11 protein-coding genes and 1 pseudogene are annotated in these 14,036 nt (G+C 51.9%); 10 read left to right on the top strand and 2 right to left on the bottom strand.

Annotated elements, in window-relative coordinates; genetic code table 11:
• Positions 1-107 precede the first annotated feature (107 nt).
• Complete coding sequence (locus tag BR86_RS0113815) at positions 108-2,330, top strand: Tex family protein (RefSeq protein WP_031474866.1); 2,223 nt, start codon at positions 108-110, stop codon at positions 2,328-2,330.
• A 212-nt stretch (positions 2,331-2,542) separates the two neighbouring features.
• Here the strand turns inward: BR86_RS0113815 and BR86_RS15425 are convergent, their stop codons facing one another.
• Together BR86_RS15425 and BR86_RS0113805 are read right to left on the bottom strand one after the other, a co-directional pair.
• The gene (locus BR86_RS15425; protein ID WP_051684832.1) at positions 2,543-3,010 is read right to left on the bottom strand and encodes an FtsB family cell division protein; all 468 of its coding nucleotides are present in this window, start codon (positions 3,008-3,010) and stop codon (positions 2,543-2,545) included.
• 136 nt (positions 3,011-3,146) lie between these two features.
• A complete protein-coding gene (locus BR86_RS0113805; protein ID WP_031474862.1) occupies positions 3,147-4,778 on the bottom strand; it encodes an SEL1-like repeat protein in 1,632 nt (543 codons plus the stop codon).
• A gap of 492 nt (positions 4,779-5,270) precedes the next feature.
• Between BR86_RS0113805 and BR86_RS0113800 the strand changes: the two genes are divergently transcribed.
• From BR86_RS0113800 to BR86_RS16105, 9 genes and pseudogenes are all read left to right on the top strand, one after another.
• Positions 5,271-6,230 carry a tRNA dihydrouridine synthase gene (locus tag BR86_RS0113800; RefSeq protein ID WP_038288888.1) on the top strand — a complete coding sequence of 320 codons (960 nt, stop codon included), beginning with the start codon at positions 5,271-5,273 and terminating at the stop codon, positions 6,228-6,230.
• Between the two features lie 204 nt (positions 6,231-6,434).
• The gene (locus tag BR86_RS0113795) at positions 6,435-6,977 is read left to right on the top strand and encodes a nitroreductase family protein (protein WP_031474858.1); all 543 of its coding nucleotides are present in this window, start codon (positions 6,435-6,437) and stop codon (positions 6,975-6,977) included.
• Positions 6,978-7,191: 214 nt separating this feature from the next.
• Complete coding sequence (locus BR86_RS0113790; RefSeq protein ID WP_031474856.1) at positions 7,192-7,479, top strand: co-chaperone GroES; 288 nt, start codon at positions 7,192-7,194, stop codon at positions 7,477-7,479.
• 84 nt (positions 7,480-7,563) lie between these two features.
• Entirely contained in the window at positions 7,564-9,180 is a 1,617-nt protein-coding gene (gene groL / locus BR86_RS0113785; protein ID WP_031474854.1) for a chaperonin GroEL, read from the top strand.
• A 410-nt stretch (positions 9,181-9,590) separates the two neighbouring features.
• Positions 9,591-10,583, top strand: coding sequence for a polysaccharide deacetylase family protein (locus tag BR86_RS15420; protein WP_161767337.1), 993 nt, complete (start codon positions 9,591-9,593; stop codon positions 10,581-10,583).
• Between the two features lie 217 nt (positions 10,584-10,800).
• On the top strand, positions 10,801-11,133 hold the full coding sequence (locus tag BR86_RS0113775; RefSeq protein WP_031474850.1) for a YerC/YecD family TrpR-related protein: 333 nt from the start codon (positions 10,801-10,803) through the stop codon (positions 11,131-11,133).
• 132 nt (positions 11,134-11,265) lie between these two features.
• Positions 11,266-11,841 carry a nitroreductase family protein gene (locus BR86_RS0113765; protein WP_031474848.1) on the top strand — a complete coding sequence of 192 codons (576 nt, stop codon included), beginning with the start codon at positions 11,266-11,268 and terminating at the stop codon, positions 11,839-11,841.
• 322 nt (positions 11,842-12,163) lie between these two features.
• Positions 12,164-13,114, top strand: coding sequence for a glycosyltransferase family 2 protein (locus BR86_RS0113755; protein WP_031474844.1), 951 nt, complete (start codon positions 12,164-12,166; stop codon positions 13,112-13,114).
• Between the two features lie 92 nt (positions 13,115-13,206).
• Positions 13,207-14,036: pseudogene (locus BR86_RS16105) on the top strand (hypothetical protein); the annotation flags it as partial.

The raw sequence follows: 14,036 nt of genomic DNA, 5'->3' as shown, positions 1-14,036 counted from the left end.
CCGCATTCTTTACATAATTCTAATACGAAGGCTGCTAAAATTCAAGGACTGCGGGGGTGGAATCATACAGATTGCACACAAACGCGCGGTAAGGTAAAATAGTCGCTATGGATATTACAAAAATTATTTCAGGTGAACTCGAAATCAAGAACTGGCAGACGGAGGCAGTAATCCGCCTGATCGATGAAGGCAGCACGATTCCATTTATCGCCAGATACCGGAAAGAAGCGACGGGAGCGCTGGATGACACGGTACTGCGAAAATTCGCGGAGAGACTGACCTACCTGCGGGCATTGGAGGACCGGAAGGGGACGGTAATCTCGACGATCGAATCACAGGGGAAAATGACGCCGGCACTGGCGGAGGCGATCGAGAAGGCGCAGACGAACGCCGAACTGGAAGACCTGTATCGCCCGTACCGGCCGAAGCGGCGGACCAGAGCGATGATCGCCCGTGAAAAAGGCCTGGAGCCGCTGGCAAAATTCCTGATGGATGACCGGGCGAACGGTGATGCGCAGGCAGAGGCCGGAAAGTATGTCGATGCGGAGAAGGGCATCGCAGATGCCGCGCAGGCGCTTCAGATGGCGCAGGACATCATTGCGGAAGAGATCTCGGACAGCCCGGAAGAGCGGACATGGATCCGGAAGACTGCGGAAGAAAAAGGCGAGATCGTGACGGTAAAGAGAAAACGCAGAGCGGCAAAAGGCGCGGCGGAGGAAGCTCCCGTCAATCAGAAGCTCGAGGCGAGGGAGGCAGTCTACGCCAATTACGAGGACTTCCGCGAGCCGGTCCGCTCGATTCCGGGACACCGGGTTCTTGCGCTGAACCGTGGCGAGAAGGAGGAATTCCTCACGGTATCGATCGACGTGCCGGAAGAGGATGTGCTGCGCCACATGGAGAGAAGACTTCACTGCGACCGCAGGGCAAGCGGCGTGCCGTACCGGAAAGAGGCGGCGAAGGATGCATGGAAGAGATTGATCCTACCGCAGGTGACGACCGAAGTGCGCGGGGAACTCACTGCGAAGGCGGAAGAGGGCGCGATCGGCGTGTTCGGTGCGAACCTCCGCCAGCTCCTTCTGCAGCCGCCGCTGTCCGGGAAGACGGTTCTCGGATGGGATCCGGCATTCCGCACGGGCTGTAAGCTCGCGGTTTCCGACCCGGAGGGAAAGATTCTTGCGACTACCGTCATTTACCCGACGGCACCGCAGAATAAGGTAAAAGAGGCGGAAGAGGTTCTGGAGAAACTGATCCGCCGCTACCATGTCGATGTGATCTCGGTGGGCAACGGAACCGCGTCCAGAGAATCGGAGAAGATCATCGCCGATTTTCTGCGCAGAACGAAACTTCCGGTAAAATATGCCATCGTCAGCGAAGCGGGCGCGAGCGTGTATTCCGCCAGTGAGACGGCGGCGAAGGAATTCCCGAATTTTGATGTGGGTCAGCGGAGCAGCGCATCCATCGCGAGACGTCTTCAGGATCCGCTGGCAGAGCTCGTGAAGATCGATCCGAAGGCCATCGGCGTCGGCCAGTACCAGCACGATATGAATGAGAAACGGATGGATGAGGCGCTTCGCGGCGTTGTGGAGGATGCGGTCAACAGCGTCGGAGTCAATCTGAATACCGCATCGGCGGTTCTGCTGTCCTTTATCTCTGGAATCTCCGCGACGGTGGCGGAGAATATTGTAAAGTACCGTGAGGAACATGGCGCATTTTCCACTCGAAAGGAACTCCTCAAGGTGCCGAAGCTGGGCCCGAAAGCCTATGAGCAATGCGCGGGATTTCTGCGAATCCGCGGCGGAAAAGAACCGCTGGATATGACCGGGGTGCATCCGGAAAGCTATGAGGCAGCGAGAACGCTGCTGGCACATTTCGGATGCAGCGAGGAGGATCTTGCGAGCGGCGTGACCCGTTCCATCGCGCAGAAGATCCGGAAGGAGGATCTGAAGAAACTGTCGGAGCAGACAGGGCTCGGCGAATACACGCTGAAGGATGTCATTGACGAGCTCTCCAAACCGGGACGCGACCCGAGAGAAGATGCGCCGGCACCGGTGCTCCGTCAGGATGTCATGGATCTGGAAAGTCTGAAAGAGGGCATGATTCTGACCGGTACGGTCCGCAATATCGTGGATTTCGGCGCTTTTGTCGATATCGGCGTGCATCAGGACGGCCTCGTGCATATCTCACAGCTGGCAGACCGCTTTGTTAAGAATCCACTGGATGTGGTGAGCGTCGGAGATGTGGTGAAAGTCCGCGTGCTCTCGGTTGACGTGGAGCGGAAGAAGATTTCTCTCAGCATGAAGAATGCGGAAGAGGGAAAAAAGGGCAAATGAGCCGGAAAAGCGGGTAACTGTGACGGGGATAAAACCATATAACATAAAAGATATATAGGATAATAAAAGAGATAAAAACATATAATCAGATGTGAAATAACAGATGCGAAATGGCCTCTGCCGGGAACCGGCAGGGGCCATTTCTGTGGTCATATCAAAAGAAGTTTTTTCTGTAAACGATGTCAGAGAAACGGAAAGCCGAAAGCACTTCTTTAACGCGGCGGGAGATCTTCTCTCTGGCGGACATATTCCTGTTCCGACCGGTCATAGTACATCAGCTGATCCTCATTCGGCACAACCATATGAAGGTCGCGTTTTGCGGCGAGAGCAACATAGGAGAGATCGGTTTTCAATTCCAGATCGGTCTGCGCGGCAACATTTTCGCTGTGCAGGGTCTGGATTTCGGTCTGAAGTGCATCAATTCTTCGCTGATGTGCCGTGATGGAAGAATATACGCGGATGTAATTCAGACAGATAAAAAGGGTGATCAGGCAGGCTGCGAAAAAAACGGCAGCGTAACCCGGGCCGATCGAGCGCACTCTGGCGCATCGGAAACCGGATGCCTTCTGCTGTTCTTTTTTTCTTCGCTCGGTGAGATCAATTACTTGTGTTTTAACGACCCTCGCGGTATTGCCTTCGACGGAGTAGGTCGTACATAATTTATAATCTTTTCTGACCATGGCCCTTGCCCTCGAACGATCAATAAACCAAAACTATCATAAAATCTATGATGCCACACACATGGTAACACAAAAGTAAAAAAATATAAATAGAAAAATTATATTTTCCATATAGAAAAAACTATATAATGCAGCCTTACTCTTCCCGGATCAGCTGCTCGAGATAGAGCAGAATGACCGGGGTATTCCGGCTGCTGTAAGGGGAGTCTGTGTTCAGCTCTTTCTGCAGGAAACGCAGGGCTTCCGCATTGCCAAGCGAGGCAATCTCTTCCAGATCCCGCATGATGGACGGCATATCTCCGCTGTAGTATTCCGGAATATAGGCAAGCCGGTTTGCGAGCGCCCAGGAGGAGGATTTCCCCGGAAGTCCTTCTGCGGCCCGGTTCAGATACCGGAGGGCCCGCTCCCGGTCGGAATGCTCCGGAAAACGGCTCCGGCCTGCAGATTCTTCCGGAACGGAAGGAAAGATACGGCCGTCCAGATAAAACAGGCCGAGCCGGTTCGCGGCCCATCCGATGCCGAAGTCTGCGGCCCGAAGCAGGTGCTGCTCGTAGTCCTGAAGGAGCGGGGAGACATCAGCGGAACCGGACCGTATCCGGTCCGCGCATTCAGCGGCGGCATTGGTCTCCGCATAGATATATCCGCTTTCCGCAGATTTGCGGAAGTAGTAATCCGGTGCCTGAAGAGAGAATTCTTCACGGCGGTTTTCCGGGACTTCCCTGCTGATCCGGCCAAGGAGACAGAGCGCCGCCCCCGGATCGGGAGACTGCGCTGCCGAAGAGGCAAAGGATATCGCGCAGCGAATCCGCTCTTCGGCGGAAAACATTTCCAGATCCGGGATTTCCGCACAGTTTTCCAGCGGGTTATTCCGGCCGGCGAGAGGCCGGCGGTAACTGAAGACAATGTGCGCGATTCCCCAGAGTGCCGGACCGTAGGCACCGCTGTTCGGAAGCATGGCAGCGGTTTTGGCGGTCTTCTGCGCGTTTTTGCGGAGTCCGTCCGGCGAAAGGATTCCGGCAGAACGGCAAAAATAGCGGAATGCTGCTCCGGGATCCGTCGTCTGCTTATGCCCCGTGGTTTCCACGAGCAGGCGTATGCCGCAGTGGAAGGACGCGGTCGGATTGGGCGATTCATCGCGGTCGGCGAGTGCTTTTTCCGCAAGGACCGCGGCTTCGCCACCGGAAGGATATCGATCGGTCACGAGGCGGGCGTACTCCGCCGCGCCGTATTCCGGAAACGCGGCAGATGCGGCTTTTTCCGGAAGAATCTTCGAGGCGGCAAAAAAGATATAGAGATACAGCAGTTCGGCGGCATGATCCGGATCGGCCTCCGCCGGATCGGCCGGGCCGGAAGAGGAAAGACGGAGCGCGAGATCCTCGCGCAGCGCAGGCGGATACGGCAGAAATTCGTTGTTTGCCGCATTTCCCTGAGGGATCCGGCTGCAGTATACGTCGGTCTTCCGGACGAACTCCGCAAGAGAGGCGGAGAGTACCGAGAGCTGCATATAGTTCATCTGCATAGTGATATCCGAAAAACGTTTCATGTAGGTGTCTTTGTCGCGGAGTTCGGATATCAGGGCGTGCGAAACCTTCTCCGTCAGGCAGTCATACCGAATAAAGTAACTGATCTTTCTCGGATTTTTGCCGGCGGAGCTGCGGTCAGACGTTATGAAACTGTAAAATTCCTCTGCGCGCCGGAAGATGGAAACATTCTCCTTGAGATAGTAGTAGAGACTTCCGAACAGCCCGCATTCGTCTTTGCGGCTCATGGTTTCTGAACGACCTTTCTGGTGTTGGTTTCGGTGCGTGAATAGGTGAGCGTAAACGGAAATGTATGCTCGCCTGATAATGCATTCTCATTATATGATAGAAAAAATATATTATCAATCATAGAATGCAAAACTATTTCGGAATTGCGAGGAAATAAAATAGTCTTTTACCATATATTGCTACTTGATTGGAATGATACCCAAGAAAAAGGATAATATCGGACGTTGAAAATGATAGTCACATGAAAACAGAAGATAAGATAGAATATAATACAAGAAAAATATAGTTTGTAGTTGAATAACTAACAGAAAATTTGCCTGGAATAAAAAACAAAGTATATCAAAACTATATTATATGGCTCTGAGGCTCGTGTTTTTTACGGTACATTGGTACCGTTCGGGCCCGGTGTCACGTCGCGCCGCCGTATGAGCACAAGCGCTCCCACGGCTTGTACTTTTCGTGGTATACTGTTATCGCTTGGAGGAAGAATTATGCGATATTATTTTGCGCCAATGGAGGGCGTCACCGGATATCCGTTCCGGAATGCACATTCACAGATTTTTCCGGGGATGGACCGCTATTACACGCCGTTTGTGGCTGTCGGTCCGAACATGACGATGCGGAAACGGGAGATTCGGGATACCGATCCGGCCAATGATGAGACCGGATGTCTGATCCCGCAGGTTCTGACCTCTCATGCGGAGAGCCTTGTGTGGGCGATGGAGATCTTTGCGGAAAAAGGATACCGGGAAGTGAATCTGAATCTCGGCTGTCCTTCACCGACGGTTGTGACCAAGGGAAAGGGCGCCGGAATGCTGAAAGACCCGACGGCGCTCGATATGTTTCTGGAAGACACCTTTGACGGATTGAATCAGAAAGGGCTTTCCGGACGGATCCGCCTTTCGGTCAAGACGCGCCTCGGCATTACCGATGCATCGGAGATGAAGACACTGACGGAGATTTATAACCGGTATCCGATCGCGGAGCTCAGCATTCATGCGAGGACGCTTGCCGCGAAATACGGCGGAGAGCCGGATCTGGATGCATTTGCCGTTGCGTGCCGCGATGCGGTCATGCCGGTATGCTATAACGGAAACATTTTTTCAAAAGAAGAGATGCAGAATCTGGAAGCAAGGTTTCCGGCGTCGGACTTCCCGAAGCTGGAGGCGGTGATGCTGGGACGCGGGATTGTCGCGAACCCGGCGCTTCAGAGGGAATGTGCCGGAGGGGCAGCGGCGTCGCGGGATGAGATCCGTCGGTTTCATGCAGAACTCCTTCGACGCTACCGTCAGGAGATTCCGGAAGACAATAATATTCTGTTCCGGATGAAGGAACTCTGGGCGTATCTCGGAGACCGGTTCCCGGAGGATGAAAAGAAGCTGAAGAAAGTCCGGAAAGCAAAAAAGATGGCAGAATACGAAGCGGCGGTTTCGGAACTGCTGAACGGCTGAGTTGCTGAACAGCCGAGCTACGGTGCGGCAGAATTGTTGAACTGCGGATCTGCCGAACTGCCGCGCAGATGAATTGCTGAGCTGCTGAGGTGTTGAACTGCTGTGTTTCTGCGCCGGGAACGGAAGGGAGACGGTTCGCCGTTAGGATCCGCCCGGGACGGCCGGGAGGACTGCCGTGAGAGAATGATGAGGAGGATACTATTTATGGAAACAATGGAAAATATTGTCACAAGAAGAAGCATTCGAAAATATACGGACGAACCGGTGACCAGAGAGGACATCAAGCGCTGTGTGGAAGCGGCGAGATTTGCGCCGAGCTGGAAGAATACACAGACAACGCGGTATATTGCGGTCTTTGACAAGGAGATGAAAGAGCGGATCGCAAACGAGTGTGTGTGCGATTTTGAATTCAACCGCAACAACATTAACAGCGCAGCGGCGCTGATTGTGGAGACAACGGTGGAGAAGCGTTCCGGATTTGAGAAGGACGGCTCATTTTCCACCACAAAGGGAACTCACTGGCAGTCCTTTGACGCAGGCATCGCGGCGGAGGCATTTTGCCTTGCAGCGCATGACATCGGTCTTGGCACGGTGATTCTCGGTGTGTTCGATGAGGACAAAGTAAAAGAAACGGTCAATGTTCCGGAGGGACAGAGTGTATCCGCTCTCATTCTGATCGGACATCCGGCACAGGAGCCGAAAGCACCGCTCCGCAAGGAAGTGGAAGAACTGATATCCTACCGATAAAATGTTCGCGGATCCGTATCAGATAAGGCGTGAGAAGCGGATATCCGTATGCGATGGATGCCTCTGGCCTGCGGCTCTGAGAGGATTATAAAATTATTAGCACTCAAATGTTGACACTGCTAACAAAGCGTGCTATAACTTGTCTTGTGATCAGAAAAGGCCCTGAAAGGGACCTTGGCACATACATTTTTTACAGCTGAGGAGGAAGCAAGTAATGACAGCAAGACCGTTATTTGACAATGTTGTTTTAAAGCCGATCGTTGAAGAGGAGAAGACCGCTTCCGGCATCGTTCTTCCGGGCGGAGAGAAAGAAAAGCCGCAGCAGGCAGAAGTTGTCGCAGTAGGACCGGGAGAGCTTGCAGACGGAACCAAGGTTACCATGCAGGTTAAGGTTGGCGACAAGGTAATCTATGGAAAGTACAGCGGCACAGAGATCGAGATCAGCAAGGACGAGAAGTACGTTGTTGTTGAGCAGAAAGACATCAAGTGCGTTCTGGACTGATTTGTTGACCGGAACAGATAAGCATAGAAATTGAACAGAGGATTCCGCGGAAAACAGCGGGATCGTGATTCGGAGGTAATGATCATGGCAAAGGAACTTAAATTCGGAGTTGACGCCAGAAAGGCTCTGGCAGCCGGCGTAAATCAGCTTGCAGATACTGTTAAGGTAACCATCGGACCGAAGGGAAGAAATGTCGTTCTGGACAAGGCATACGGCGCTCCGCTGATCACCAACGACGGTGTTACCATCGCAAAGGAGATCGAGCTTGCCGATGCATATGAGAACATGGGCGCTCAGCTGGTTCGTGAAGTTGCAACCAAGACCAACGATGTTGCCGGTGACGGTACCACAACCGCAACCGTTCTTGCTCAGGCAATGATCAACGAAGGCATGAAGAACCTGGAAGCAGGCGCAAACCCGATCGTTCTCAGAAAGGGAATGAAGAAGGCTACCGATGCTGCTGTTGAGGCGATCAAGAAGATGAGCCACCCGGTTAAGGGTCAGGACGACATCGCAAGAGTTGCCGCTATCTCTTCCGCAGATGAAGAAGTCGGCAAGATGGTTGCTGACGCAATGGAGAAGGTTTCCAAAGACGGTGTCATCACCATCGAAGAGTCCAAGACCATGATGACAGAGCTTGACCTGGTTGAAGGTATGCAGTTCGACAGAGGTTATGTATCTGCTTACATGTGCAATGATATGGAGAAAATGGAGGCAAATCTCGAAGATCCGTACATCCTGATCACCGACAAGAAGATCTCCAACATTCAGGAAATCCTTCCGCTTCTGGAGCAGATCGTAAAGATGGGCGCGAAGCTTCTGATCGTTGCAGAGGATGTTGAGGGTGAGGCTCTGACAACCCTGATCGTCAACAAGCTGAGAGGAACCTTTGATGTTGTTGCGGTTAAGGCTCCGGGTTACGGTGACAGAAGAAAAGAGATGCTGAAGGATATTGCAATCCTGACCGGCGGTGAGGTTATCTCCAGCGAGCTCGGCCTTGAGCTGAAGGATGCAACCATCCAGCAGCTTGGACGTGCCAAGTCCGTAAAGATCCAGAAGGAGAACACCACCATTGTTGACGGCGAGGGCGACAAGAGCGCAATTGCTGACAGAATCGCTCAGATTAAGGCTCAGCTTGAGGAGACCACTTCTTCCTTCGATAAGGAGAAGCTTCAGGAGAGACTGGCTAAGCTCGCAGGCGGTGTTGCGGTTATCCGCGTCGGCGCTGCAACCGAGACAGAGATGAAGGAAGCAAAGCTGAGAATGGAAGATGCTCTCAACGCTGCAAGAGCAGCCGTGGAAGAGGGTGTTGTATCCGGCGGCGGTTCCGCATACATCCACGCAGAGAAGGCTGTTGAGGCCGTTGCTGCAGAACTGGAAGGTGACGAGAAGACCGGTGCGAAGATTATCCTGAAGGCACTGGAAGCTCCGCTGACTCAGATCGCCATCAACGCAGGACTTGAGGGCGCCGTAATCGTCAACAAGGTAAAGGAGTCTGGCGAGGGTCAGGGCTTCGATGCTTACAACGAGGTTTATGTTGACATGATCGAGAACGGTATCCTGGATCCGACCAAGGTTTCCAGATCCGCTCTTCAGAACGCTACTTCCGTAGCTTCCACCTTCCTCACAACCGAGGCGGCGGTTGCTACCATCAAGGAGCCGGCTCCGGCTATGCCGGCACCGCAGCCGGGAATGATGTAATCCGCAGGAAAATATCCCCGGATACCATCGGTCCGTTGTTATAACAGAGAATATGAGAGGACTTCCGATTTTGAATCGGAGGTCCTCTTTTTTCTGTACGCGAGCAACGAGCAAAAGCCTGCGCTTGTGCGAGACTCTGGTGACTGCCGCGATGACGAGCGAAATTCGAGAAGCGTGTTTTGTCTCGTTTCACAGGAGAAATTCTTCGGAATTCCTGTGGAACAAAAATGCTCCGCCAATTCCGGACCGCAAAAGACAGGAAGCGGGCGCAAATCCGTCTGTGTGATTTGCGGCAATCCTACCCCGACGAAGAAAATTAGTGTACAATAATACTATATATGCAGAAGAGTTCCCGTGGATGGAATCGGACAGTATCATCCGAACGGGAGTGCGAAGAGGGGAACCGGAATATGAAGAAAACGAGATGGATCGGACTGACAATGGCTGCGGCCATCACCGCCGCGGCAGCGGGAACCGTATATGCGGGAACAAACGGAAAACAGGCGACGGGGCCGGCATTGGAGGCGGAAAAACGAAATGTTCCGGCAGGCGACAGGACCGGTTCGGCCGTGGAAAGCACGGGGGCCGGCCGGCAGGCGGGAAGCATTGTGACCGGGCAGAATACAGAGAACCGGAAAGGCGGATACGATTATCAGACTGCGGTCAAGCCGGACGATCAGGCGTGGGCCGATCTTCAGGCTGCTCCCGCGGGTGGCGCGAAAGGCCAGTGGGGCAACTACCAGCCGACGCCGAATGCGGTGCCGAAGGGCAATGACGACGAGGCAAAGATGCACACATACGGTGCATATTCCCGGTCTTCGGACACGGAATCCAAAGTGCTGTATCTCACCTTTGACGAGGGATATGAGAACGGATATACGCCGGCAATTCTGGACACATTGGCGAAGCACGGCATTCAGACAACATTTTTCTGCACCGGGGAATTCATGCAGACGCAGCCGGAGCTGGTCAGGAGAATGGTGAATGAGGGGCATATTGTCGGAAATCACACCTGGAGTCATCCGCACATGAATACAATCACGACACATGAGGCATTCTGGAATCAGCTGAAGAAGAATTCCGATCTCTTTCAGGAGATTACCGGACTGGAAATGCCGCGGTATTTCCGCGCGCCGGAGGGCGGTTATTCGGATGCGATCTATGCACAGGCACAGGCCATGGGTTATAAGACGATCTATTGGACTGTCGCATACGGTGATTACGATACGAAGAAACAGCCAGATCATGCGTCTGCGCTGGCGACGCTGAACCGGAGAATTCATCCGGGCGCGGTAATTCTTCTCCACGCCGTATCGAAGACCAACACGGAAATTCTGGATGAATTACTGACCGGATGGGAAAACCAGGGATATACGTTCGGAACGCTTGACCGGCTGCAGTGATTGGAATTCCGATAACGCCCTGCCGAATGACGAGAACATAACTTGAAATTAGAGAAAAGATGAAATTTTTGCATGGCATGCTTTAAAGCATTTAAGCGTTGTAAAGGAAAAGCAAAGAGAATATAATAGAGGTATCATATTCGAAAGTAAATAATACGTATTGAAAAACGTGATGAACGGTCGGATACATGACAGAAGATGTTTGGGAGGTTATTCTATGCCGAGAAACCAGAAGCGAGAACACAGTATGGCACTCTATGAGGCAATCCTGGATCTGAAGGATGTCGATGAGTGCAAACGTTTTTTTGAGGATCTGTGTGCAGCGACCGAACTTCAGACGATGGAACAGAGATTTGATGTCGCTTCCCTTCTTATGAATGATGAGGTGTATACGGAGATTGCAAAGAAGACAAATGCCAGCAGCGCCACAATCAGCCGTGTGAACCGGATGCTGAATTTCGGCACCGGGGTTCTGCCGGAGATTATCCGTGCGCGTCTTGAGAGCGGAAAGATTCCGATGGCGGCAGGTGAGGCAAAAGAAGAAGGGTGATGAAAGGCGAGCCGGAAAAAGACAGATGTGGCAGGCCGCCGGAGAGGTCTGACGGTCGCGCAGACAGCGATCTCCGATCAAAGGATGCAGGAGAAACATAACGGTTTTCGATCATAGAGGGGAGGTTCGGACATGGAACTTGGCCGGCTTTTTCAGGGATGCAGAACCTATCGCAGATTTCTGCAGGAACCGGTGCCGGAAGAAGTGATTCTGGAGATGCTGGATAACGTGCGAATGGTATCCAGTGCGGGAAATCATCAGACGCTGCGGTTTGTCGCAGTCCGGGAACCGGAGACGGTGGAACGCATTCAGCCTCTGGTAAAATGGGCGGCCATGCTTCCGAAAGAAATCGGTACGCCGAAGAAGCATGAACAGCCGACAGCCTGGATCGCAATCGTGAAAACCCCGGAATCCGGTCCGTGGTCCGATGTGGATGCCGGAATTGCGGTGGAGAGTCTGGTCATGACGGCATACAGCCGGGGCATCGGAAGCTGCATCATGGGCGCGATTGATGCGCCGGCAATTGCGAAGATTCTGGATCTTCCGGACGGATACAGCATCCGTATGATGATCGCGCTCGGAAAACCGGCATGTGAAAGCCATATCGTTGACGTGCCGGAAAACGGGGAATTGAAGTATTATGTGGATGAGAACCGGAATTATTACGTGCCGAAGAGAAGCACGGACGAATTGGCGCATATCATCTGAAAACAGAAGATGAATTTGATCGGGAAGAACGGCAGAAAACCTGTCGTTCTTTTTTTTTGTTTCATCGTAAATTTCTCCGAAATTCCCGATGAAACAAAAAACGCTCCGCGAGGATGCGCACGCCGCTGCCGGGAAGATGCCACTTTACGGTGCCTTATGGCTGAGATCAGAAATCTGAATGCATTTCATTACCAAAAAGTTGCTTTTTGGTGCAATATAGACAAAAATACGAAGAAAATAATTGACACTATCGTACATAAAGTCTATAACAATATAGAATAAAAGAATTTTGCCATAAAAATTGATTTTTTTAGGAAAAAGCATGGACGAGAAACCAATACTCTGGATTGTGATTCCCTGTTACAACGAGCAGGAAGTTCTGCCAATTACATGTACGATGTTTTTGGAAAAGATTCAATCGCTTGTGAACAGGGGGATGATTCGGGATGAAAGCCGGATCCTGTTTGTAAATGATGGGAGCCGGGATGATACCTGGAGCATTATTCAGAAACTGACGGAGCAGGATTCCCATTACAGGGGAATTTCGCTGAGCCGTAACCGGGGACATCAGAATGCTCTGCTTGCAGGACTGATGGAGTCGAAGGAACGATGTGACATTACCATTTCCATTGACTGCGACGGACAGGATGACATTGATGCCATGGATGAGATGGTCCGCGCATACATGGAAGGGTATGAGGTGGTTTACGGTGTTCGAAGCAAAAGAGATACGGACAGCTTTTTTAAGCGAACAACGGCGGAAGGTTTTTATCATCTGATGAATCGCATGGGAGCGGAGGTTGTCTTTAATCATGCGGATTATCGACTGATTTCAAAACGGGTTCTTGAGAAATTTGCGGAGTTTGAGGAAGTGAATCTTTTTCTTCGCGGGCTCATCCCGCTGGTGGGATTCCGCAGCACTACCGTATTCTATGAGCGCAGGGAAAGAATTGCCGGAGAGAGCCATTATCCGCTGAAAAAGATGCTGGCGCTGGCATTTGACGGGATTACGAGTCTTTCTGTCAAACCGATCCGGCTTGTGACACTTCTTGGTTTCATTATTTCTCTCATCAGTTTTCTCGGAGTAATGTGGGCTGTGATCCAGGCCATTTGCGGAAAGACTGTTTGGGGCTGGGCAAGTACGACGAGTATCATCTGTTTTGTTTCCGGCTGTCAGATGCTTTCTCTGGGCGTGATCGGAGAGTATATCGGAAAAATCTATATGGAGACGAAAAAAAGGCCAAGATATATCATTGATAAGCGGATTCTCTGACGGATAGCCGTTTTAGGAGAATCATTTCGGTGAATCAGTGTTTTTATTATTTTTATATAAAAACAAATTTATAACAAGGGAAGGATGAAAAGGTGAAGAAAAAAAGGCTATCAAAGCGATTGGCAGTGATCGGTCTGAGTGCGATGCTGATTGGCACGAGGATGACATTTATGGTCAATGCCGCACCGCATCAGGTCACGGCGGAGGACATGGACGGTCTCCGGCTAATGTTTGATGCAAAAGTGTATGCAGAATTAAACAAGGATGTTGTGGACCAGCTGGGGACAGATCCGGAAAAGCTGTTTGAACATTTCGTCACAAAGGGAATCTATGAGGCGAGATGCTGCAACGCAAATTTTGACGTAAATGCGTATTTTTCTGCATACGAAGATCTTCGAAATGTATTCGGAGATGACATCGTAAGCTATTATACGCATTACGCCCTTCATGCGGCAGAGGAGCAGCGTGTTCTGACAACGTATGAGGCATGCGCGGAGAATGGCGTTCCGATTACGGATTTCAACGGAAACACGGTGGAATATGATCCGCAGGATAAGCATCATAGTATTCCGGAAGGCACTGTCGTGTCAGACATCGCCAACCCGCTGAGTCTCGGCGGAAACAAGGGCAACAGTGACAGCGGAAATCAGTATGATTCCGGAGACGATGATGACGATGATGACAATTTCTATCGTCCGAGCGTCGCACCGAGTGAGAAACCGATGCCGAGTATCACACCGAGTGAGAAACCGGTGCCGAGTATCACACCAAGTGAGATGCCGGAACCGAGTATAACGCCGAGCGAGGAGCCGAGTTTCGAGCCGAGTTGGTCGCCGAGCGAAGAACCGTGGGAGAGTATGGCCCCGAGCTGGTCGCCGAGCGAAGAACCGTGGGAGAGCATAGCCCCGAGCTGGTCACCGAG

Origin of the sequence: [Clostridium] aminophilum DSM 10710, assembly GCF_000711825.1 — a bacterium.
In the GTDB taxonomy this organism is placed as follows: domain Bacteria; phylum Bacillota; class Clostridia; order Lachnospirales; family Lachnospiraceae; genus Clostridium_R; species Clostridium_R aminophilum.
This window is presented reverse-complemented; position numbering and strand designations above follow the sequence as displayed.

What these genes read in the sequence shown, in the direction of transcription:
- BR86_RS0113755 (WP_031474844.1), top strand. Translation starts at nt 12,164, where the DNA reads ATGGACGAGAAACCAATACTCTGGATTGTGATTCCCTGTTACAACGAG.
- BR86_RS0113800 (WP_038288888.1), top strand. Translation starts at nt 5,271, where the DNA reads ATGCGATATTATTTTGCGCCAATGGAGGGCGTCACCGGATATCCGTTC.
- BR86_RS0113815 (WP_031474866.1), top strand. Translation starts at nt 108, where the DNA reads ATGGATATTACAAAAATTATTTCAGGTGAACTCGAAATCAAGAACTGG.
- BR86_RS15425 (WP_051684832.1), bottom strand. Translation starts at nt 3,010, where the DNA reads ATGGTCAGAAAAGATTATAAATTATGTACGACCTACTCCGTCGAAGGC.
- BR86_RS0113795 (WP_031474858.1), top strand. Translation starts at nt 6,435, where the DNA reads ATGGAAACAATGGAAAATATTGTCACAAGAAGAAGCATTCGAAAATAT.
- groL (WP_031474854.1), top strand. Translation starts at nt 7,564, where the DNA reads ATGGCAAAGGAACTTAAATTCGGAGTTGACGCCAGAAAGGCTCTGGCA.
- BR86_RS0113790 (WP_031474856.1), top strand. Translation starts at nt 7,192, where the DNA reads ATGACAGCAAGACCGTTATTTGACAATGTTGTTTTAAAGCCGATCGTT.
- BR86_RS15420 (WP_161767337.1), top strand. Translation starts at nt 9,591, where the DNA reads ATGAAGAAAACGAGATGGATCGGACTGACAATGGCTGCGGCCATCACC.
- BR86_RS0113765 (WP_031474848.1), top strand. Translation starts at nt 11,266, where the DNA reads ATGGAACTTGGCCGGCTTTTTCAGGGATGCAGAACCTATCGCAGATTT.
- BR86_RS0113775 (WP_031474850.1), top strand. Translation starts at nt 10,801, where the DNA reads ATGCCGAGAAACCAGAAGCGAGAACACAGTATGGCACTCTATGAGGCA.
- BR86_RS0113805 (WP_031474862.1), bottom strand. Translation starts at nt 4,778, where the DNA reads ATGAGCCGCAAAGACGAATGCGGGCTGTTCGGAAGTCTCTACTACTAT.